Genomic DNA, 21951 nt, shown 5'->3' on the forward strand with positions numbered 1-21951 from the left:
TCGGTCAGCTTGCGCGCCTCAGGTCGAGGGTGCGCGGCGTGGCGCGGCTGGTGACGATGCGCGGCGGCGCCATCGGGCCGGGGGTGTGGCCGATGGGCAGGAACAGCGCGCGGCGCCGCGCCTCGGCCTCGTTCGCATTGACCGGGAAGGTCTGGTAGTTGCGCCCGCCGGGATGCGCCACGTGATGCGTGCAGCCGCCGAGCGAGCGGCCCGTCCAGCCGTCATAGACATCGAAGGTCAGCGGCGCCTGGGCGCGCACCGTCGGATGCAGGGCGGAGGGCGGGTCCCAGGCCTTGAAGCGCACGCCGGCCACGTATTCGCCTTCCGTCCCCGTGGGCTGCAGCGGCACCGCGACGCCGTTGCAGGACAGGGTGAAGCGTTCCTCCACCCAGCCCGTGACGCGCGCCTGCAGGCGCTCCACGCTGCTGTCCACATAGCGCGTGGTGCCGCCGGCCGAGGCTTCCTCCCCCAGCACATGCCAGGGCTCCAGCGCGTTGCGCAGCTCAAGCTCCATGCCGCGCACCGCGATCGTGCCGACCTTGGGGAAGCGGAACTCGAAATGGGGTGCGAACCATGCGGGGTCCAGCTGGAAGCCGAGGCCGGATAGCTCCTCAAGGACGTCACCGAAATCCTGCCGGCAATAGTGTTCCAGCATGAAATCGTCATGCAGCCGCGTGCCCCATTTGACGAGGCGGCGTTCGTAGGGGCGCTGCCAGAAGCCGGCGACCAGACTCCGAAGAAGAACCTGCTGCGCCAGCGACATGCGCCAATGCGGCGGCATCTCGAAGCCCCGGAACTCGACCAGCCCACGACGGCCCGAGGGCCCGGAGGGGTCGTACATCTTGTCGATGCAGAATTCCGTCCGGTGGGTGTTGCCGGTCATGTCCACCAGCAGGTTGCGGAAGATTCGGTCCACCATCCAGGGCGGCGTGTCGCTGCCCGGCGGCGGCACCTGCGCCAGCGCCGTCTCCAGCTCATGCACCGCATCGCCGCGCGCCTCATCCACGCGGGGATGCTGGCTGGTGGGCCCGATGAACATGCCGCTGAAGAGGTAGGAGAGGCTCGGATGGTTGTGCCAGAAGCCGACCAGGGACTTCAGCAGGTCCGGCCGCCGCAGGAAGGGGCTGTCCGCCACCTCCGCCGCGCCCATGACCATGTGGTTGCCGCCGCCGGTGCCAACATGCCGCCCATCCAGCATGAACTTCTGCGAGTCCAGCCCGACCTGGCGGGCTTCCTCGTAGAGCTGCTCGGTGCGGGTGGAGAGGTCCTGCCAGTCGGTCGCGGGGTGGATGTTCACCTCGATCACGCCGGGGTCGGGCGTGACGGAGAAATGCAGCAGGCGGGGGTCGGAGGGCGCGAGATAGCCCTCGAGGAAGACCTTGCGGCCGGTCTCCCGCGCCGTCGCCTCGATGGCCGCGACCAGGTCCAGCCAGTCATCGCCCAAGGTCAGCGGCGGCAGGAAGCAGTGGATCAACCCGTTGCGGGCCTCGACGCACAGCGCGGTGCGCACCACGCCCGGCTCCTCCCGCCCCGGCACGGGCTGGGGCTGCTCGACGATGCGCGCGCGGCCCTCCGGCAGGTCGCGGCGGGGGCGGAGCTTTTCGCGGCGGGTGAAGGGATCGGGCTCCGGCTCGGCCTCGATCGCCTCCTCGCTCGCCCAGGGCAGGCTGTCGAGCGGCAGGCGGTAGCCGATGGGGCTGTCGCCGGGGATGAGGAAGAGTTCGCCTTCGCGAAGGGCCCATTTGCCGGATTCCCAGGCGCGGGCCTCGCCCTCGCCGCGCCGGCGCAGCGGCAGCACGCTGCCGACCTCCGCATCCAGCCCCTGGCCGAACAGCCTGGCCAGCCGCGCGCGCTCCATGGGGTCGCGCAGCTTGGCATCCTCGGCAAGGACATTGGCGGGCAGCTTCTTCTCCCGCCAGAGGTAGTAGTGGATGTCCTCATAGGCCGGGATGCGCAGCGTGGGGTCGATGCCGAGATGCCCGGCCAGCACGGTGGCGAAGGCGGCCGCGTCCTTCGCCGTGGCCTCGTCCCTGTCGTCGTCGCTGGCCAGCAGCGCGGGGTCGGTCCAGACCGGCTCCCCATCCGCGCGCCAATGGCAGTAGAGGCCCCAGCGCGGCAGCTGCTCCCCCGGATACCACTTGCCCTGCGCATAGGTCAGCGCCGCGCCGGGCGCCCAGAGGGGCGCCAGGCGCCGCAGCAGCCGGCCCGCATAGGCGCGCTTGGTCGGGCCCAGCGCCGCGGTGTTCCACTCCGCCCCGTCGCGATCGGCCTCCGCCACGAAGGTGGGCTCCCCGCCGACCGTGAGGCGCACATCGCCGGCGATCAGCGCCTCATCGACCTTCGCGCCGAGGGCGGCGATCCTCGCCCAGGCTTCCTCGGTATAGGGCTTGGTGACGCGGGGCGTCTCCTCGACGCGCCGGACCTCCATGTGGAAGCCGAACTCCGTCTCCGCCTTGTCCACGCCGCCGGTGATGGGGGCGGCGGAGGCGGGCTCCGGCGTCGCGGCCAGCGGGATATGCCCCTCCCCGGCCAGCAGGCCGGAGGTGGGGTCGAGGCCGATCCAGCCGGCGCCGGGCACATAGACCTCGCACCAGGCATGCAGGTCGGTGAAATCGACGGAGGTGCCGACGGGGCCGCTCACCGCCTTCACATCCGGCACCAGCTGGATGAGGTAGCCGGAGACGAAGCGCGCGGCGAAGCCGAGGTGGCGCAGGATCTGCACCAGCAGCCAGCCCGAGTCGCGGCAGGAGCCCTTGCGGTTGGAGAGCACTTCCTCCGGCGTCCAGACGCCGGGCTCCATGCGCACGATGTAGCCGATTTCCGTCGACAGCTTCTGGTTCAGGTCCACCAGGTAGTTGACGGTGTTGGGTGCCGTGCGGGGGATGTCCTTGAGGTAGGCGTCGAGCAGCGGGCCCGGGGCTTCCACGCGGCGGAAGGGGGCGAGTTCCTGGGCGAGCACGGGATCGTACTCGAAGGGGAAGGCCTCGGCCTGCGGCTCCACGAAGAAGTCGAAGGGGTTGATCGTCGCCATGTCGGCGAGGAGATCGACCGTCACCTCGAACTTCCGCACCCGTTCGGGGAAGACGACGCGGGCGATGAAGTTGCCCTGGGGGTCCTGCACCCAGTTGAGGAAATGCGGCTTGGGCTGGATGTCGAGCGAGTAGGAGAGGATGGGGGTCCGGCAATGGGGTGCCGGGCGCAGCCTGATCAACTGAGGGGACATGCCGACCAGCCGGTCGTAGCTGTAGGTTGTCCGGTGCGTCAGCGCGGCGTGGATGCTCATGGGGAATGTTTTGTCCGTCGGGGAGGCGGTCCCCTCGCTATCCCACCGGAATACCCCGCGCCGCAAGGCCGGAGGTGCGCCGCCGCCCGCCTGGGTGGACAGCCGGGGCCCCGGCGATCCACCCTGCGCACCGAAATCGACCTTATCGAGGGGGAAACCACCATCATGGCCCAGAAATATGCGCTGGTGACGGGCGCCGGATCGGGCGTGGGCCGCGCGGCCTCCATCGCGCTGGCGGCGGATGGCTGGACCGTGGCCCTGCTCGGCCGCCGGCGCGACGCGCTGGAGGAGACGGCGGGCCTCTGCCAGGGCAAGACCCTGGTGGTTCCCGCCGACGTCACCGAGCCGTCGCAGATCGACGCCGCCTTCGCCACGCTGGAGAAAGAGTTCGGCCGGCTGGACCTGCTGTTCAACAATGCCGGGAACAACGTGCCCGGCACGCCGTTCGAGGAGCTGACGGCGGAGCAGTGGTTCAAGGTGGTCAACGTGAACCTGAATGGCGTCTTCCTCTGCGCCCATGCGGCCTTCCGCATGATGGCGAAGCAGTCGCCCCAGGGCGGGCGCATCATCAACAACGGCTCCATCAGCGCGCATGCGCCGCGGCCGGGCAGCGCGCCCTATACCTCCACCAAGCATGCGGTGACGGGGCTGACCAAGTCCATGAACCTGGATGGCCGCCGCTTCGACATCGCCGTCGGCCAGATCGATATCGGCAATGCCGCGACGCCGATGGCGGAACGCATGGCGCGCGGCGTGCCGCAGGCGGACTGGTCCATCAAGGCGGAACCCCTGATGGATGTGGACCATGTCGGCCAGGCGGTGGCGCAGATGGCGGCCTGGCCGCTGGCGACCAATGTGCTGACCATGACCATCATGGCCACGAAGATGCCCTTCGTCGGTCGCGGCTGAGGAGGCGCTGCCCATGAACAAGCTCGATCTCCAGGGCCGGGTCGGCATCGTCACCGGCGGCGCGCGGGGCATCGGCCTCGCGGTGGCGCGGCGCATGGTGAAGTCGGGCGCCAGCGTCTCCATCTGGGACATGGACCCCGCCAAGGCGGAGGAAAGCCGCGCGGCGCTGGCCGCCGATGGCAATGTGACGGCGGAGGTGCTGGACCTGTCGGATGAGGTCGCGGTGGCGGAAGCCACGCGGCGGACGGTGGCGGCGCATGGCAAGATCGACCTGCTGGTCAACAATGCCGGCATCACCGGCGGCAACATGCCGTCCTGGGAGATTCCGGTGGCACAGTGGCGCCGCGTGATCGACGTGAACCTGAACGCGCCCTTCATCGTGGCCAGCGCGGTGGTGCCGCACCTCATCGCCAATGGCTGGGGGCGCGTGGTCAATGTCGCCTCCGTCGCCGGCAAGGAAGGCAACCCCAACGCCGCGCATTACTCCGCCAGCAAGGCGGGGCTGATCGGCTACACCAAGTCTCTGGCGAAGGAGCTGGCGACGAAGAACGTGCTGGTGAACTGCGTCTGCCCGGCGGCGGCCAGGACCGACATCTTCAACCAGATGACGGAAGCGCACATCGCCTTCATGCTGTCGAAGATTCCCATGGGCCGCTTCGTGGAGGTGGAGGAGATCGCGGCGCTGATCTGCTGGCTCTGCACCGCGGATTGCAGCTTCTCCACCGGCGCTGTCTTCGACATCTCCGGCGGCCGCGCGACCTACTGACGGGACTTGATCCGGCGCAATGAGCATCGCCTCCGCACGGCCTAGCCTTCCTCCCGCCCGGGGAATCCGGGAAGGAGACCAGGATGCGATCGATCGGCGTGCCCCTGCTGGTGTTGCTCGCGGCGCTGCCCGCGATGGCCGAGGACGGGGTGGAGCGGGGGCGCTGGATGGCGACGCAGCTGTGCAGCAGCTGCCACACCATCGCGGCGCAGGGGCCGGCCGGGCGCAACCCGGCCTCCCCGCCCTTTCCCGCCATCGCCGCGCGGGCGAATATCACGGCGGACCGCATCGCCGCCTATGTGCGCCAGCCCCACGCCAACATGCCGGATCACGGGCTGACGGCGCGCCAGGCGCAGGACCTGGCGGCCTTCATCCTGATGCAGCGGCCACGCTGAAGGCGGGCGCATGAGGGCGCTGCTGGCCGATATCGGCGGCACCAACGCCCGCTTCGCCCTGCTGGCGGAAGACCGCATCGGCCCGCCCGTCACCCTGCCCGTGGCCGGCTTCCCGACGCCGGAAGCCGCGATGGCGGCCGCGCTGGAACGGCTGGCGCCGGGCCAGCGGATGGACGCGGCGGTGCTGGCGGTGGCGGGCCCCGTTTCCGCCGGCACGGCGCGGCTGACCAATGCGCCCTGGCGCTTCGCGGAAGCGGCCATCGCCGCGCGGTTCGGCCTTCGCCACGCGCGCCTGGTGAATGACTTCCAGGCCCTGGCCCATGCGCTGCCCCATCTGGCGGCGGATGACCTGCTGCCGATCGGCGGCGGCGCCGCGGATCCCGCCGCGCCGATGCTGGTGCTCGGCCCCGGCACGGGGCTGGGCTGCGCCGCGCTGGTGCCCCACCCCGCCGGCCCGCTGGTGGTGCCGACGGAGGGCGGGCATATCGGCCTGGCCCCCACCGATGCCACGGAGGATGCGGTGGTGGCGGGCCTGCGCGCGCGCTGCGGCCGCGCGGGCGCGGAGGAAGCGCTGTCCGGCCGCGGGATCGGCCATCTGCACGCGGTGGTGGCGGCGCTGCGCGGCGCCGCGGTGCCGGAACGGGACGCGGCCGCGGTGGTGGCGGCGGCGGGCGAATGCCCGGTGGCGGCGGAGGCGCTGCGCCATTTCCTCATGCTGCTGGCGGGCTATGCGGGCGATGTCGCGCTGGCCTGGGGGGCGCGGGGCGGCGTGTTCCTGGCGGGCGGCATCCTGCCGCGCCTGGCCGGCACGCTGGACCGCGCCGCCTTCCGCCGGCGGTTCGAGGACAAGGCCCCGATGGCGGGCTGGATGCAGGGGGTGCGGCTGTCGATCGTCACGCATCCCGCCCCCGCCTTCCCGGGCCTGGCGGCCCTGGCGCGGGCCGGATAGGCCGGGCGGACGGCCCGGTGGCAGAACGCTAACGCACCGCGTCTATTCCTGTGCTTTGATCTCGGCGCGAGCCCATGCAAATTGTTGCATCGCAGCGCGTTGGGACGACCATCGCCTCCCCGGCACCCAGGAAGGAGCCACCCGCCCATGGACACCCCGACGACATCGAGCGCGCCCCCCATCACGGCCAGGCCCGGGGAGAGCGCCGATGCCGCCGCGCTGCGGGAGGCGATCCTGCAGAAGCTGACCTACGATCTGGGCAAGAGCCGCCTCGGCGCGCGGGACCGCGACTGGTTCATCGCCACGGCGCTGGCGGTGCGCGACCGCATCGTCGATCGCTGGATCGACCTGACGCGGGCCACCTACCAGTCCGGCGCGAAGCAGGTCTATTACCTCAGCCTCGAATTCCTCATCGGCCGGCTGCTGCGCGACAATGTCAGCAACCTGAACCTGCTGCCCACGCTGCGGGAGGCGCTGGAGCCGCTGGGCGTGGACCTGGAGAAGCTGCGCATCGCGGAGCCCGACGCGGCGCTCGGCAATGGCGGCCTCGGGCGGCTCGCGGCCTGCTTCATGGAAAGCATGGCGACGCTGTCCATCCCCGCCTTCGGCTACGGCATCCGCTACGACCACGGGCTGTTCCGCCAGATCATCCGCGATGGCTGGCAGCGCGAATACCCGGAGGACTGGCTGAACGACGGCAATCCCTGGGAATTCGCCCGCCCCGAGATCGCGCACGAGATCGGCTTCGGCGGCACGGTGGAGGCCGTGACGGTCAGCGAGGCCCGCGTCAAGCATGTGTGGAAGCCGAGCGAGACGGTGCAGGCCGTCGCCTATGACACGCCAATCGTGGGCTGGCGCGGCGCGCATGTGAACACGCTGCGCCTGTGGTCGGCCCGCGCCGTCGATCCGCTGCGGCTCGATGCCTTCAACTCCGGCGACCATGTCGGCGCGCTGGCCAACAAGGTGAAGGCGGAGAGCATCTCGAAGCTGCTCTACCCCTCCGATGAAAGCGCGGCGGGGCAGGAATTGCGGCTGCGGCAGGAATACTTCTTCTCCTCCGCCGCCCTCCAGGACCTGGTCCGCCGGCATCTGCGCGTCTATGGCGATCTGCGGTCGCTGCCCGACCGCGTCTCCATCCAGCTGAACGACACGCACCCCGCCATCGTGGTGGCGGAGCTGCTGCGCATCCTGGTCGACCTGCACGACATCCCGTGGGAGGAAGCCTGGCCGATCACGCAGAAGACGATCAGCTACACCAACCACACGCTGCTGCCGGAGGCGCTGGAAAGCTGGCCGGTGCCACTGATGGAACGGCTGCTGCCGCGGCACATGCAGCTGATCTACCTGGTCAACGCCTTCCACCTGGACAGCGTGCGCCTGCAATACCCGGGCGATGGGCGGCTGCTCTCCTCCGTCTCCCTCATCGAGGAAGGGCATGGCCGCCGCGTGCGCATGGGGCACCTGGCGGTGGTCGGCTCCCACAAGGTGAACGGCGTCTCCGCGCTGCATTCGGACCTGCTGAAGCAGACGGTCTTCGCGGATTTCCACCGGCTGTTCCCGGACCGCCTGACCAACAAGACCAACGGCATCACCTTCCGGCGCTGGCTGCAGCAATGCAATCCGGGCCTGACCTCCCTGCTGGTGGAGGCCATAGGGCCCGAGGTGCTGGACGATGCGGGTGCGCTGGCGAAGCTGAAGCCCCTCGCGGGTGACAAGGGCTTCCAGGAGAGGTTCGCGGCGGTGAAGCGCGCCAACAAGGTGGCGCTGGCGGAGCTGGTGCGGGACCGCTTCCAGCTGCGGCTCGACCCCGATGCCATCTTCGACGTGCAGATCAAGCGCATCCACGAATACAAGCGCCAGCTGCTGAACGTGCTGGAAGCGGTCGCGCTGTATGACGAGATCCGCAGCCAGCCGACGCGGGACTGGACGCCGCGCGTCAAGATCTTCGCGGGCAAGGCGGCCAGCAGCTACCACCGCGCCAAGCTCATCATCAAGCTGGCGCATGACGTGGCGCGCGTGATCAACAGCGACCCCACCGTGCGCAACCTGCTGAAGGTGGTCTTCCTGCCGAACTACAACGTCTCCCTGGCCGAGATGATCGTGCCGGCGGCCGACCTGTCGGAGCAGATCAGCACGGCGGGGATGGAGGCGTCCGGCACGGGCAACATGAAGTTCGCGCTGAACGGCGCGCTGACCATCGGCACGCTGGACGGCGCCAATGTCGAGATCAGGGAGCATGTCGGCGACGACAACATCTTCATCTTCGGCCTGACGACGCCGGAGGTGGAGCAGCGGCGGCGGGAGGGCTGGCAGGGCCAGCGCGCGGTCGACCAGTCCCGCCGGCTGCAGGAGGCGCTGGAGCAGATCGAGGCCGGCGTCTTCTCCCCCGACGATCCCGGGCGGTACCGGGAGCTGGTCGGCAACCTGCGCGGCAGCGACTACTTCATGGTGACGGCCGATTTCGACAGCTACTACGACGCGCAGCGCTTGGTCGGTCGGCGCTGGCGCGACCCTTCCGCCTGGTGGCAATCGGCCGTGATCAACACCGCCAGCATGGGGTGGTTCTCCTCCGACCGCACCATCGCCGAATACGCGCAGGAGATCTGGAACGTGCCGGTGAAGCGGTGAGGATGAAGCGTTGAGGATGGAGCCGTGGCGCGCACCGCAGGAGGCGGTGGAGGCCCTGCTGGCCGCGCGCCACGGCGACCCCTTCGCCATCCTCGGCCCGCATGCCGCGCCGGGCGGCCTGGTCATCCGCGCCCTGCTGCCGGGGGCGGAGGCGCTGGCGGTGCTGCCCTGGGATGGCGGGGAGCCGGTCCCGCTGCCGCGCCGCCACGGCGCCCTGTTCGAGGGGCTGCTGCCCGGCCGGGCCGCGCCCTTCGGCTACCGCCTGCGCGCCTCGGCGGGCGGCGGCAGCTGGGACCTCGAGGATCCCTACCGCTTCGGCGCGACGCTCGGGCCGCTCGATGACCATCTGATGGTGGAGGGCACGCACCGGCGACTGCACCGCCGGCTGGGTGCCCATGCCGTGATGCATGAGGGCGTGGCCGGCACGCGCTTCGCGGTCTGGGCGCCGAATGCGGCGCGCGTTTCCGTCGTGGGCGCCTTCAACGAATGGGACGGGCGGCGCCATCCCATGCGCAAGCGCGTGGATAGCGGGCTGTGGGAGCTGTTCATCCCCGGCCTCGGCGCCGGCGCGGCCTACAAGTATGAGATCCTGGCGCGGGACGGCACGGTGCTGCCGCTGAAGGCGGACCCCTTCGGCCGGGCGGCGGAATTGCGGCCCTCCACCGCCTCGCTGGTGCCGGCGGACAGCGATTTCGCCTGGGACGACGCGGCCTTCCTGCAGGCGCGCGCCGCCACGCAGGACCGGCGCGCGGCCATCTCCATCTACGAGGTCCATGCGCCGTCCTGGCGACGGCATCCCGGCGGCGCCTTCTACAGCTGGGACGACCTGATCGGATCGCTGATCCCGCATGTCGCCTGGATGGGCTTCACGCATATCGAGCTGATGCCCGTGATGGAGCATCCGCTCGATGAAAGCTGGGGCTACCAGCCGATCGGGCTGCATGCGCCGACGGCGCGGCTGGGCGATCCCGCGGGCCTCAAGCGCTTCATCGCCGCCTGCCACGCGCAGGGCATCGGCGTGCTGCTGGACTGGGTGCCGGCGCATTTCCCGAAGGATGTGCACGGGCTGGCGCGCTTCGACGGCCAGACGCTGTACGAGGACCCGGACCCGCTGCGCGGCTTCCACCGGGCCTGGGGCACCGCCGTCTTCGACTATGGCCGGCGCGAAGTGGCCGCCTTCCTCGCCTCCAACGCGCTCTACTGGATGGAGGAGTTCCACGCGGACGGGCTGCGCGTCGATGCCGTCTCCACCATGGTCCATCTCGACCACGGGCGCGCGCCTGGCGAATGGCGCCCGAATGCGGAGGGCGGCACGGAGCACCATGAGGCCGTGGCCTTCCTCCGCCAGGTGAATGCGCTGGTGGAGGAGGAGCACCCCGGCGCCATCATGGTGGCGGAGGAAGCGACATCCTGGCCCGGCGTCTCCCGCCCCGCCGCCGAAGGCGGGCTCGGCTTCCGCTTCAAGTGGAACATGGGCTGGATGAACGACACGCTGCGCTATTTGGCGATCGACCCCATCCACCGCCGCTGGCACCACGACCTCGTCACCTTCGGCATGATGTACGCCTTCACCGAGGATTTCGTGCTGCCGCTGAGCCATGACGAGGTGGTGCACGGCAAGGGATCGCTGCTCGGCCGGCTGCCCGGCGATGACTGGCAGCGCTTCGCGACGCTGCGCGCCTACTACGCGCTGATGTGGGCGCATCCCGGCAAGAAGCTGCTCTTCATGGGCGGCGAGATCGCGCAATGGCGGGAATGGTCGGAGGCGCGGGAGCTGGACTGGTGGCTGCTGCAATACGCCCCCCACCAGGGCGTGCAGAGGCTGGTGCGTGACCTCAACCATCTGTACCGGTCGCTGCCCGCGCTGCACGCCAGGGATGCGGAGGCGGAAGGATTTCGCTGGATCGATGCGGATGACAGCACGCGATCGATCTTTTCCTGGCTCCGTTTCGACGGAGAGGGTGGCGCGCCGGTCGCGATGATCTGCAACATGACGCCGGTGCCGCATGCCGCGCTCCGCTTCGGCCTGCCGCGGGCGGGGGCGTGGCGGGAGGTGCTGAACACGGATGCCGCGGTCTATGGCGGCTCCGGCATGGGGAATCTCGGCGGGGTGGTGGCGGAACGCGTGGCCTTCCAGGGCTTTCCCGCTTCCGCCACGGTGACGGTGCCGCCACTCGGCACCATCTGGCTGGTGGCGGAGGGTCCGGAGCCTGGGGAAGAGGCGGCGGACGACAAGAAAGGGGAGAGCGATGCCGAATAGCAGGACCCAGGCGAGTGCGCCCCTGGCGCGGACCGCGATGGCCTTCGTGCTGGCGGGCGGGCGGGGCTCGCGGCTGATGGAGCTGACGGACCGTCGCGCCAAGCCCGCGGTCTATTTCGGCGGCAAGTCGCGCATCATCGACTTCGCGCTGTCGAACGCCATGAATTCCGGCATCCGGCGCCTGGCCGTCGCCACGCAGTACAAGGCGCACAGCCTGATCCGCCACCTGCAACGGGGCTGGAACTTCCTGCGCCCCGAACGGAACGAGACCTTCGACATCCTGCCCGCCAGCCAGCGCGGCGATGGCGCCAACTGGTACCTCGGCACCGCCGATGCCGTGTACCAGAACATCGACATCATCGAGGACCTGGCCCCGCGCCACATGGTGATCCTGGCGGGCGATCACATCTACAAGCAGGATTACGAGCACATGCTGCAGCAGCATGTGGAATCCGGCGCCGACGTGACGGTGGGCTGCATCGCGGTGCCGCGCCTCGATGCCCGCGGCTTCGGCGTGATGCATGTGGATCCGGACAGCCGCATCGTCGCCTTCATGGAAAAGCCCCAGGACCCGCCCGGCATCCCGGGGCGGGAGGACCTGGCCCTCGCCTCCATGGGCATCTACGTCTTCGAGACGAAGTTCCTGTTCGAGCAGCTGCGGCGGGATGCCGCGGACCCGAACTCCCAGCGCGATTTCGGCCACGACATCATCCCCTACCTGGTGAAGCACGGGAAGGCCGTGGCGCATCGGTTCGAGCGGTCCTGCGTGCGGTCCCGCGCGGAATCGAAGCCCTATTGGCGCGATGTCGGCACCGTCGATGCCTATTGGGAGGCGAATATCGACCTGACCGACGTGGTGCCGGAACTCGACCTCTATGACCGCGACTGGCCGATCTGGACCTACGCGGAGGTGACGCCGCCGGCGAAGTTCGTGCATGACCTGGATGGCCGGCGGGGCGAGGCCATCGCCTCCCTCGTCTCGGGCGGGTGCATCGTCTCCGGCGCCATGGCGCGGCGGTCGCTGATGTTCACGGGCGTGCACCTGCACAGCTATGCGAAGATCGATGGCGCGGTGATCCTTCCTTACGTCGATGTCGGCCGCGGCGCGCGGCTGACCAATGTCGTCGTCGATCGCGGCGTGCGGATTCCGGAAGGCATGGTGGTCGGCGAGGATCCGGTGGAGGACGCGAAGCGCTTCCGCCGGACGGAGAAGGGCATCTGCCTGATCACCCAGGCGATGCTGGACCGCATCGCGCCGTGAGCGACACTCGGCAGCGGTCTCACCTTGCGGGCGCCGGCAGGCGCCCGAGCGGCCGAATGGCCGCCGCCGCTTATGCGGCGAAGGCAAGCGGCCGGAGGCCGCGCCCGCCGTTTGAGGGCATGATATGAAAATTCTCTCCGTCGCCTCCGAATGCGTGCCGCTGGTGAAGACCGGCGGGCTGGCCGATGTCGCCGGCGCGCTGCCTTCGGCGCTGGCGGCGGAGGGCGTGAAGGTCACGACGCTGCTGCCGGGCTATCCCGCCGTGATGGCGGCGCTGGGCGGCGGGCGGGCGCTGCGGCGGATCGATGATCTGTTCGGCGGCCCGGCGCGGCTGCAGCGGGGGGAGGCCGGCGGGCTCGACATCATCGCCATCGATGCGCCGCACCTCTTCGCCCGCACGGGCAACCCCTACCTGGCGCCGGATGGCGGGGAATGGGGGGATAACGGCATCCGCTTCGCGGCCCTCGGCGCCATGGCATCGCTGCTGGCGACGGGCGGCGTGCGCGGCCTGGCCTTCGACGTGGTGCATGCGCATGACTGGCAGGCGGGGCTGGCGCCGGCCTATCTGCGCTTCGGCGCCAGGCGCGTGCCCTCCGTCTTCACCGTCCACAACCTGGCCTTCCAGGGGAAATTCCCGCTCGACCTCTTCCCCCGCCTCGGCCTGCCGCCGCAGGCGCTGTCGGTGGAGGGGCTGGAGTATTTCGGCACCATCGGCTTCCTCAAATCGGGGCTCTGGTACGCGGACCGCCTCACCACCGTCTCCCCCACCTATGCGGCGGAGATCCGCACGCCGGAGGCGGGGATGGGGCTGGACGGGCTGCTGCGCGGCCGCGCGGGTGCCGTCTCCGGCATCCTGAACGGCATCGACACGGTGGAATGGGACCCGGCGACGGACCGGCATCTCGCCGCGAATTTCTCCGGCGCGAAGCTGGCGGGGCGCGCGGCGAACAAGGCGGCGCTGCAGCGGCGCCTCGGGCTTGCGGAAGACCCGGAGGCGCTGCTGATGGGCTTCGTCGGGCGCCTCACCTGGCAGAAGGGCGTGGACCTCATCCTCGGCGCCATCCCGTCCATCCTCGGCTGTGGCGCGCAGCTCGCGCTGCTCGGCACCGGGGAGCGGGGCATCGAGGATGGGGCGCGAGGCGCCGCCTGGGCGCATCCCGGGCGCATCGGCGCCGAGATCGGCTATGACGAGGGGCTGGCGCGGCTGATCTATGGCGGCGCCGATGTCGTGCTGGTGCCGAGCCGCTTCGAGCCCTGCGGCCTCGCCCAGCTCTGCGCGCTGCGCTACGGCGCGGTGCCGCTGGTGGCGCATGTCGGCGGGCTGTCCGACACGGTGGTGGACGCGAACGAGATGGCGCTGGCGCAGGGCTTGGGCACCGGCATCCACTTCGCCCCCGTGCAGCGGGAGATGCTGGAAGCCGCGGTCTGGCGCATGGCCGCGCTGTGGCGGGACCGCGCGGTCTTCGCGCGGCTGCAGAAGAACGCGCTGGCCACGGATGTGTCCTGGACACGATCGGCGAAGCGCTACGCCGCGCTCTACCGCGACGCCATCGCCGATGCAGGCTGAGGCCAGCGCGGGTTTTCACGAGCCGCTCGGCGCGACGCTCGACAGCACGGGCGCGAATTTCGCGTATCCGGCGCCGGGGGCGGAGGCGGTGTTCGTCTGCGTCTTCGACGATGCCGACAGGGAAATCGCCCGTATCCGCCTGCCGGGCCGGACCGGCGACGTGCATCACGGCCATGTCGCGGGCATGGCCGCGGGCACGCGCTACGGGCTGCGCGTCGAGGGGCCCTTCGCGCCCTGGCACGGCCACCGCTTCAACCCGCGCAAGCTGCTGGTCGATCCCTGGGCGGGGCGGATCGACCGCCGCTTCGCCCTCAATCCCGCGCTGTTCGACACGGGGGAGGCGCCGGACGGCGCGGACAGCGCGCCGCATCTGCCGAAGGCGGTGCTGGCGGCGCCGCTGCCGCCCATCCATCGCCGCGGGCCGCGCGGCCCGCAGGTGATCTACGAGCTGCATGTGAAGGGCTTCACCGCCGCGCATCCCGCCATCCCGGCGGCGATCCGCGGCACCTTCGCGGGCCTCGCCCATCCCGCCGCCATCGGCCATCTGCGCGGCCTCGGCGTGACCTGCGTGGAGGTGATGCCGGCGGCCGCCTGGATCGATGAACGGCACCTGCCGCCGCTCGGCCTGACCAACCACTGGGGCTACAACCCGGTGGCGCTGCTGGCGCCCGATCCGAAGCTGGCGCCGGGCGGCATGGCGGAGGTGCGCGCGGCGGTCGCGGCCCTGCAGGACGCCGGCATCGCGGTGGTGCTGGACGTGGTGCTGAACCACAGCGGGGAAGGCGATCACCTCGGCCCCACGCTGTCGCTGAAGGGGCTCGGCAACGCGGCCTTCCACCGGCTGCGGGGCGATGATCCGCGCCGCTACGTGGACGATTCCGGCTGCGGCCATGCGCTGGCGCTGGACCGGCCCTGGGGGCTGCGCCTCGCCATGGATGCGCTGCGGCACTGGGCCGGCCAGGCGGGGCTGGATGGCTTCCGGCTTGACCTGGCGACCACGCTGGCGCGGCGGGAACACGGCTTCGATGCGGAGGCGCCGCTGCTCCAGGCCATGCGCCAGGACCCGGTGCTGCGCGACCTGCTGATCATCGCGGAGCCCTGGGATATCGGCCGGGACGGCTATCGCCTGGGCGCCTTCCCCGCGGGCTGGGGCGAATGGAACGACCGCTTCCGCGACGATGTGCGGCGCTTCTGGCGCGGCGATGGCGGCATGGTTGGCGCGCTGGCCACGCGGCTGGCGGGCTCCACCGATGCCTTCCGCGGCCGGTCGCTGGCGGACAGCGTCAACTTCGTCACGGCGCATGATGGCTTCACGCTGCGCGACCTCGTCAGCTTCACCGCCAAGCGCAACCACGCGAATGGCGAGCAGAACCGCGACGGCACGGACGACAACAAATCCTGGAACAACGGCGCGGAAGGGCCGAGCGACGATCCCGCCATCACGGCCCGCCGCGCTTCCGATGCGCGGGCGCTGCTGGCGACGCTGCTGCTGGCGCGCGGCACGCCGATGCTCTCCATGGGGGATGAGGCCGGGCGCAGCCAGGGCGGCAACAACAACGCCTATGCGCAGGACAATGCCCTGTCCTGGTTCGACTGGGATGGCGCGGATGCGGGCCTGATCGGGTTCACGCGGCGGCTGGTGGCGGCGCGCCTCGCCCATCCCGCGCTGCATGACGGCACGGCGCTGACGGGCGGCGCCGATGCGGATGGCGTGCGGGATGTGGCGTGGCTGCGCCCCGATGGCGCCGCGATGGACCGCTGGGGGGATCACGATTGCCGCGCGCTGGTCGCCGTGCTGCACGCACAAGGCGATCGCTGCCTGGTGGCGCTGAACGCCGGCGACGCCACGCCGCTGGTGCTGCCCCTTGCCCGCCCCGGCCGCGCCTGGCGCCTGCTGGCGGACAGCAGCGCGCCCGACGCCACCGCCCTGCCCGCCATGCTGCCCGCGCGATCCGTGCTGCTGCTGGCGGAGGAAGCGACCCTCTCGCGCTCGCCGGCCGATGACCCCGCGCTGCTGGCGCGCCTCGCCCGCGCGGCGGGGATCGAGCCCGTCTGGCATGCCATCTCCGGGGAGCGGCATGAGGTGCCGGTGGCAACGCTGACCGCGCTGCTCGGCGCGCTCGGCCTGCCGGCGGGGAACCGGGATGCCATGCAGGGCAGCCTGGCGCGGCTCTCGGCCGCGCGGGCGCTGCCGGCCTCCGCCACGCTGCGCGCGGGCCAGCCCCTGCCGATGGCGCTGTCCGGCCGCCCCGTGATGCTGCGCATCGCCTGCGAGGATGGCAGCGAGCATCGCTGGGCCGTGCCGCCGGAAGCCGGCGAGACGCGCCGCCTGGCGCGCGCCGATGGCAGCGCGGCGGCGGACCGGCTGGTGGCGCTGCCGCCCCTGCCGGAAGGCCGCCACATCCTGTTCGACGAAGCCGCGCCGGAGGCGCGCTGCACCCTCTCCATCGTGCCCGCGCGCTGCTTCCTGCCGCCGCTGCTGGACCGGCCGCGCTTCGGCATCGCGGCCCAGATCTACGCGCTGCGCGGCGCCAGGGACCAGGGGATCGGCGATTTCGGCGCGGTGGCGGAACTGGCGCGGGTGGCGCGGGACCAGGGCGCGGCCTTCCTCGGGCTCAGCCCGCCGCATGCGCTGACGCCGGTCGATCGCAGCCGCGCCAGCCCCTACCACCCCAGCGACCGGCGCTTCCTCGACCCCATCTTCATCGATGTCTCGGGCCTGCCGGGGGGCGATCGGCTGGGCGCGCTGGCCGCCGGCGCCAGCGTGGACCACGCCGCCGTCTGGGCCGCCAAGCGCGCCGTGCTGCGCGCGGCGTGGGAGCGGGGGCCGCGCGACGCCCCGCCCGAGCCCGGCAGCGCGCTGGCCCGCTTCTGCACCTACATCGCCATCGCGGAACAGCAGGGCCACACCGATGCGCGCCGCTGGCCGGAGGGGCTGCGGCACGGCGATGACCACGGCGTGGCCGGCTTCGCCGCGCGGCACGCGGATGCCGTGGGCTTCGCCGCCTTCTGCCAGCGCCTGGCCGACGCGCAACTGGCCGAGGCCGGGCGTGCCGGCGCCGGCCTCTACCGCGACCTCGCCGTCGGCGCCGCGCCGGATGGCGCCGAGATCTGGTCCGGCGAGGGGCGCTTCCTGCCCGGCTTCTCGATCGGCGCGCCGCCCGATCCCTTCAGCGCGGAGGGCCAGGTCTGGGCCCTGCCGCCGCCCGACCCGCGCCATGCCGCGGAGACCGGGCACGCCGCCTTCGCCGGGCTGATCCGCGCCAATATGCGCCACGCCGCGGCGCTGCGCGTCGATCACGTGCTCGGCCTGCGGCGCCTGTTCCTGGTGCCGGAAGGCGCGCGCGGCTCGGAAGGCGCCTACCTCGCCTATCCCTTCGCCGACATGCTCGGCCACCTGGCGCTGGAGAGCATGCGGGCGCGCTGCCTGGTGGTGGGGGAGGATCTCGGCACGGTGCCGGAAGGCATCGGCCCCGCGCTGCAATCCGCCGATGTGCTCTCCTACCGCGTGCTGTGGTTCGAGAAGGAGGGCGCACGCTTCCGCCCGCCGCGGCACTATCCCGCCCGCGCCGCCGCCTGCGTCGCGACGCATGACCTCGCGACGCTGGCCGGCTTCTGGACCGGGGCCGATCTGGAGGAGCGGGAGGCGCTCGGCCTGCTGGCCGATCCGGCGGCGGAGCAGGCGGCCCGCGCCGCCGACCGCGCCGCGCTCTGCGCCCTGCTGGCCGAGGAAGGGCTGCTGCCGGAGGGCGCCGGCCCCGACCAGCCCATGGACGATGCCCTGGCCGCCGCCATCCATGCGCTGGTGGCGCGCACGCCCTCCGCCCTCATGCTCGTGCAGGCGGAGGACCTGGCGGGGGAGACCATCGCGGTGAACCTGCCCGGCACGGATCGCGAAAGGCTCAACTGGCGCCGCCGCCTGCCCATGCCCGTTGCCGGCCTGGCCGCGCTGCCGCGCGCGCAGGCGATCCTTGCAACCCTGCGCGGCGTGCGCCCCGTCTAGGCCGCGCCCTACCCCCGTTGCAGACTGCGCCGCACCGATTGGGGGGAGATGCGCGGGATGTCGGCCGAGGGTCAGGAACGCTTCCAGACGCTGCATGAGCTGGTGAAGGCCGCGAAGCTGCGGCTCAACGCCAATATCTGGGACTACCTGGTCGGCGCGACCGAGACCGAGACGACGCTGCAGCGCAACCGCGCCTCGCTGGATGCCTGGGCCTTCCGGCCGCGCGTGCTGCGGGATGTCAGCACGGTCGATTGCTCCGGCGATTTCCTCGGCAGGCGGCGCATCCGGCTGCCGGTGGCCCTCGCCCCCGTCGGCTCGCTCGACAGCTTCGATCCGGGGGGCGCGGCGACGGCGGGGCGGGCGGCCTCGGCCTTCGGCGTGCCGATCATCGTCAGCAGCGTGACGGAGCCGGGGCTGGAGGGTTCGGCCGCCGCCAATCCGGACGGGCCCAAGATCTTCCAGCTCTATGTCCGCGGCGGGCCGGACTTCATCGACAGCCACATCAGGCGCGCGATGGATGCCGGCTACGATGCCTTCGCCATCACGGTGGACACCGCCCATTACAGCCGCCGCGAACGCGACATCGCCAAGCGCTTCGTCAAGCACTGGCGGGCGCGGAGCGAGGGGATGAACCATCAGGCCGCGCTGTCCTGGGCCGATATCGCCCGCGTCCGCGCGGCGCATCCCGGCGTGACGCTGATCCTGAAGGGGATCGGCACGGCGGAGGATGCGACGATGGCGGTCGAGCACGGGATCGACGTCGTCTATGTCTCCAACCATGGCGGGCGGCAGCTGGACCATGGCCGCGGATCGCTGGCCGTCCTGCCGGAAGTCGTGGAGGCCGTTTCCGGCCGCGCGCGGGTCTGGATGGATGGCGGCATCAGCCGGGGGACGGACCTGGTGAAGGCCATCATCCTGGGCGCGGAGCTGGTGGGCATCGGGCGCCTCTACTGCTACGGCCTGGCGGCCGCGGGGCAGGATGGCGTGCGCCGCGTGCTGGAACTGCTGGAGGACGAGGTGCAGACCTGCCTCGGCCTGCTGGGCGCCACCAGCTTCGCCGCCGCCGACCGCAGCATGCTGCATCCGGTGGCGCCGCTGGTGGTGCCGCATGTGCATTCCGCCTTCCCGCTGCTGGCGGAGCCGCATCGGGGCTACTGAGCCTTGCCGGCGCCGCCGGGCGGGTGGGATAGTCCGCCCGCGCCATCGCCTCCCCGCGACCTGCCCCGAGGATCCGTGCGACCCCATCGCCCCACTGCCCCCGCCGCCGGTCGCAGCCTGGTCATCGCCGCCCTGCTGCTGCTGCCGCTGGCGGCGGAGGCGCAGCAGCGCCCGGCCCGGCCGGCGCCGCGCCCCCCCGTGGCCACGCAGCCCCTGCCCGCCCCCGTCGCGCCGGCCCCCGCGCCGCTGGAACGGCGCATCGGGCTGGATGAGCTGGGGCTGGAGGCGGGCCTCGCCTTCGGCACCGCCGGGCGAGAGGTCGCCTTCGCCATGCCGCGCGACATTCCGGGGCTGGAGGCGCGCGCGAGCCTCGCCTTCGACCTCGTCGCCCCCTTCGCCGGCCGCCAGGCGGTGGAGGTCTGGGCGAATGGCCGGGTGCTGGCCAGCCGCGCCTTCCCGGAGGGCGAGGCGCGGCTGACGATCGACCTGCCCATCCCCGCCGCCGACCTGGCGCGGGATAGCGCGGCGCTGCGGCTCGGCCTGCGGCTGGTGGACCAGGGGGGCGGCGCGCTGGCGACGCTGCGGGCGGACAGCCACCTGGCCCTGCTGCTGCCGGATGGCATGGCGCCCTCCGTCGCGACCCTGTTCCGCCTGATGCCGCGCCAGGTGCAGGTGCTGACCCGCCCCGGGCCCCTGCCGGTGGCGGAAGCCGCGGCGGCGCTGCGCATCGGGCTCGCGCTGGCCGGTTCGGGGCGGGAGGTGCGGATCGGCTCCGGCGCGCCGCCGGCGCTCGAACGCGGGCCGGGGGGCCAGCGCCTCTGGACCACCGGGGCGGTGGTGGTGGGGCTCGGCCCCGCCGGCGCGGCGGTGCTGGACCTCGATGGCATGCCGGCGCTGGCGCTGGGCGGGCCGCAGCCGGAACGGGCGGCGGGGCTGCTGGACGGGCCGTGGCGGGATGCGGCGGCGGCGGGCACGCTCAGCGTGCGGGATGCCCGCGCGCCGGATGCGGCGATGGCCGCCCTGCCCTTCTCCGCCCTCCGGGGCACGACGCTGCCGCAGGAAGGCGCCACGCCGGGCTGGGCGCTGGAATTCGCGGCGCGGGACCTGCCAGGCGGCGCGCTGCCCGCGGCGCTCGACCTCGCCTTCAGCCTCACCCCGGATGCGGGCGGGCGCAGCGTGGCGACGGCGGTGCTGAACGACACCATGCTGGGCAGCGCGGCGCTGGGCGCGGAGATGCCGGCGCGGATCAGCCTGCCCATCCCGCCGGCGCTGCTGCGGCTCGACAACCGGCTGGTGGTGACGCTGCAGCGCCCCGCCGCCGGCGGCCTGGCGCAGCTGCTGCCGGACAGCCTGCTGCGCCTGTCCCCCGCGCCGCCGCCGCGCGATTTCCTCGGCCTGCCCGGCCGCTTCGCCGGCGGGGTGGAGGTGATCCTGGACGCGCCGGAGGGCGGCCCGGTGGCGGAGGCGCTGAACCCCATCCTCTGGCTGCTGCGCGGCCTGGTGCCGGCGGCGGCGCCGCTCAGCGTCTCGCTGCGCGACGGCGCGGCGCCGCCGCGTCCCTCCGGCCCCTTCGTCGCCGTCACCGCGGACCCGCCCGCGGGCAGCCGGCCCGTGCTGCGCTTCGATGCCGGGCGGCTGGCGCTGACGGACCGGGATGGCCGGCCGCTGCTGGACCTCGACGGCGTGCAGCGCATGATCGCCGCGGCGCTGGTGACGGCGGAGGGCGACCACCCCGGCCTCTGGCTGCGGCTGCCGACCCTGATGCCGGCCCTGCCCGCCGCCGCGCCGCGGCTGGAACGCGGCGACGTGGCGCTGCTGGATGGGCAGGGCGTCGCGCTGGCCTGGTCCAGCGCCGCGCCGGTGCCGGAGGTGCGCGTGGCCTATGCCGCCGCACCCGCCACACCGGCCGCGCCCGCCACGCCTGCCGCGGCGCCGGCCGGGCCGCCCGCCGCCCGCTCCGCCATCCTGGTCTGGCGTCCCTATGTGCTGGCGGTGCTCTGGCTGCTGGGTGCCGGCCTGGTCGCCTATGCCTTCGCGCGGCCGAGGCGGGAGGCCGAGGCGTGACCGCGCCCGTGCCGGCCCAGCTCGTCTTCATCCACCTGCCCAAGACCGGCGGCTTCGCCCTGCATGCCGCCCTGGCCCGGGCCCTGCCGGCCGATCGCGTGCTGCGGATCGGCGACGAGGCCGAGCACGCCGCCTTCCTGGCCATGGCGCCGGAGCAGGTGGCGGGCCGGGCGCTGGTCAGCGGCCATGTCACGGTGAACGAGGCGCTGGAGCGCGCCCGCCCCGATGCCCGCTTCGTCACCCTGCTGCGGGACCCCGTGGCGCGGCTGCTTTCCGCCTTCAACTACATGGCGACCTGGCCCGGCCACCCGCTGCATGCCGTCTTCCGCGACCGCGGCTTCGCCGAGTTCATCCGCGAATCCGCCCATGGCCTGGCCGGGGAGGCCTGCCGCCAGCTGACCGGCGCGGCATCGGCGAAGGAGGCGATCCCGATCCTGGAGGGGTGCTACGCCCTTGTCGGCACCACCGCCCGGGTCGATGACGTCGCCACCACGCTGCATCGTTGGCTGGGCGTCGCCCCGGGCGCGGTGGAGCGGGAGAACGTCACCACCGGCCAGGGCCGCATCACCCTGGACAGCGAGACCTGCGAGATCCTGCTGGAGGTGACGCGGGAGGACCGCGCCCTGTTCGAGCATGTGGCGATCCGCCATGGCGGGCTGATGCGCCACCCGGGCGCGCCGGGCTGACCCGCGGCCGGCACCGCCGGCA

At 72.3% G+C, this 21951-nt stretch carries 13 protein-coding genes; 12 read left to right on the forward strand and 1 reads right to left on the reverse strand.

Annotated features, from left to right (window positions below):
- Positions 1-4 precede the first annotated feature (4 nt).
- Positions 5-3283 (reverse strand): transglutaminase family protein, encoded by a 3279-nt coding sequence (locus tag JJI54_RS27860; RefSeq protein WP_203076696.1) that lies wholly within the window; start codon positions 3281-3283, stop codon positions 5-7.
- Positions 3284-3448: 165 nt separating this feature from the next.
- On the opposite strand from JJI54_RS27860, the gene JJI54_RS27865 reads away from it, so the two are divergent.
- From JJI54_RS27865 to JJI54_RS27920, 12 genes are all read left to right on the forward strand, one after another.
- On the forward strand, positions 3449-4192 hold the full coding sequence (locus JJI54_RS27865) for an SDR family oxidoreductase (protein WP_203076697.1): 744 nt from the start codon (positions 3449-3451) through the stop codon (positions 4190-4192).
- Positions 4193-4205: 13 nt separating this feature from the next.
- A complete protein-coding gene (locus JJI54_RS27870; protein ID WP_203076698.1) occupies positions 4206-4958 on the forward strand; it encodes an SDR family NAD(P)-dependent oxidoreductase in 753 nt (250 codons plus the stop codon).
- An 83-nt stretch (positions 4959-5041) separates the two neighbouring features.
- Entirely contained in the window at positions 5042-5353 is a 312-nt protein-coding gene (locus JJI54_RS27875; protein WP_203076699.1) for a c-type cytochrome, read from the forward strand.
- Positions 5354-5363: 10 nt separating this feature from the next.
- The gene (locus JJI54_RS27880; protein WP_203076700.1) at positions 5364-6302 is read left to right on the forward strand and encodes a glucokinase; all 939 of its coding nucleotides are present in this window, start codon (positions 5364-5366) and stop codon (positions 6300-6302) included.
- A 147-nt stretch (positions 6303-6449) separates the two neighbouring features.
- The gene (locus JJI54_RS27885; protein ID WP_203076701.1) at positions 6450-8930 is read left to right on the forward strand and encodes a glycogen/starch/alpha-glucan phosphorylase; all 2481 of its coding nucleotides are present in this window, start codon (positions 6450-6452) and stop codon (positions 8928-8930) included.
- A 16-nt stretch (positions 8931-8946) separates the two neighbouring features.
- Entirely contained in the window at positions 8947-11190 is a 2244-nt protein-coding gene (gene glgB, locus JJI54_RS27890) for a 1,4-alpha-glucan branching protein GlgB (protein WP_203076702.1), read from the forward strand.
- Positions 11180-12451, forward strand: coding sequence for a glucose-1-phosphate adenylyltransferase (glgC, locus tag JJI54_RS27895; RefSeq protein WP_203076703.1), 1272 nt, complete (start codon positions 11180-11182; stop codon positions 12449-12451). Before glgB ends, glgC begins: the two co-directional genes overlap by 11 nt.
- A 124-nt stretch (positions 12452-12575) precedes the next feature.
- Entirely contained in the window at positions 12576-14018 is a 1443-nt protein-coding gene (gene glgA, locus JJI54_RS27900; protein WP_203076704.1) for a glycogen synthase GlgA, read from the forward strand.
- Positions 14008-18021, forward strand: a complete 4014-nt coding sequence (gene glgX / locus JJI54_RS27905) for a glycogen debranching protein GlgX (protein ID WP_203076705.1) — start codon at positions 14008-14010, stop codon at positions 18019-18021. The genes glgA and glgX overlap by 11 nt, the downstream gene beginning before the upstream one ends.
- Before the next feature lie 57 nt (positions 18022-18078).
- Positions 18079-19179 (forward strand): alpha-hydroxy acid oxidase, encoded by a 1101-nt coding sequence (locus JJI54_RS27910; RefSeq protein ID WP_203076706.1) that lies wholly within the window; start codon positions 18079-18081, stop codon positions 19177-19179.
- A 75-nt stretch (positions 19180-19254) separates the two neighbouring features.
- The gene (locus tag JJI54_RS27915; protein WP_203076707.1) at positions 19255-21243 is read left to right on the forward strand and encodes a hypothetical protein; all 1989 of its coding nucleotides are present in this window, start codon (positions 19255-19257) and stop codon (positions 21241-21243) included.
- Positions 21240-21929, forward strand: coding sequence for a sulfotransferase family protein (locus tag JJI54_RS27920; RefSeq protein ID WP_203076708.1), 690 nt, complete (start codon positions 21240-21242; stop codon positions 21927-21929). Before JJI54_RS27915 ends, JJI54_RS27920 begins: the two co-directional genes overlap by 4 nt.
- Positions 21930-21951 lie beyond the last annotated feature (22 nt).

Origin of the sequence: Falsiroseomonas ponticola (assembly GCF_016805305.1) — a bacterium.
Taxonomy (GTDB): domain Bacteria; phylum Pseudomonadota; class Alphaproteobacteria; order Acetobacterales; family Acetobacteraceae; genus Falsiroseomonas; species Falsiroseomonas ponticola.

Excerpts from the sequence above, each read along its gene's own strand:
- JJI54_RS27860 (WP_203076696.1), bottom strand. The coding sequence starts at position 3,283 with ATGAGCATCCACGCCGCGCTGACGCACCGGACAACCTACAGCTACGAC.
- JJI54_RS27865 (WP_203076697.1), top strand. The coding sequence starts at position 3,449 with ATGGCCCAGAAATATGCGCTGGTGACGGGCGCCGGATCGGGCGTGGGC.
- JJI54_RS27870 (WP_203076698.1), top strand. The coding sequence starts at position 4,206 with ATGAACAAGCTCGATCTCCAGGGCCGGGTCGGCATCGTCACCGGCGGC.
- JJI54_RS27875 (WP_203076699.1), top strand. The coding sequence starts at position 5,042 with ATGCGATCGATCGGCGTGCCCCTGCTGGTGTTGCTCGCGGCGCTGCCC.
- JJI54_RS27880 (WP_203076700.1), top strand. The coding sequence starts at position 5,364 with ATGAGGGCGCTGCTGGCCGATATCGGCGGCACCAACGCCCGCTTCGCC.
- JJI54_RS27885 (WP_203076701.1), top strand. The coding sequence starts at position 6,450 with ATGGACACCCCGACGACATCGAGCGCGCCCCCCATCACGGCCAGGCCC.
- glgB (WP_203076702.1), top strand. The coding sequence starts at position 8,947 with ATGGAGCCGTGGCGCGCACCGCAGGAGGCGGTGGAGGCCCTGCTGGCC.
- glgC (WP_203076703.1), top strand. The coding sequence starts at position 11,180 with ATGCCGAATAGCAGGACCCAGGCGAGTGCGCCCCTGGCGCGGACCGCG.
- glgA (WP_203076704.1), top strand. The coding sequence starts at position 12,576 with ATGAAAATTCTCTCCGTCGCCTCCGAATGCGTGCCGCTGGTGAAGACC.
- glgX (WP_203076705.1), top strand. The coding sequence starts at position 14,008 with ATGCAGGCTGAGGCCAGCGCGGGTTTTCACGAGCCGCTCGGCGCGACG.
- JJI54_RS27910 (WP_203076706.1), top strand. The coding sequence starts at position 18,079 with ATGTCGGCCGAGGGTCAGGAACGCTTCCAGACGCTGCATGAGCTGGTG.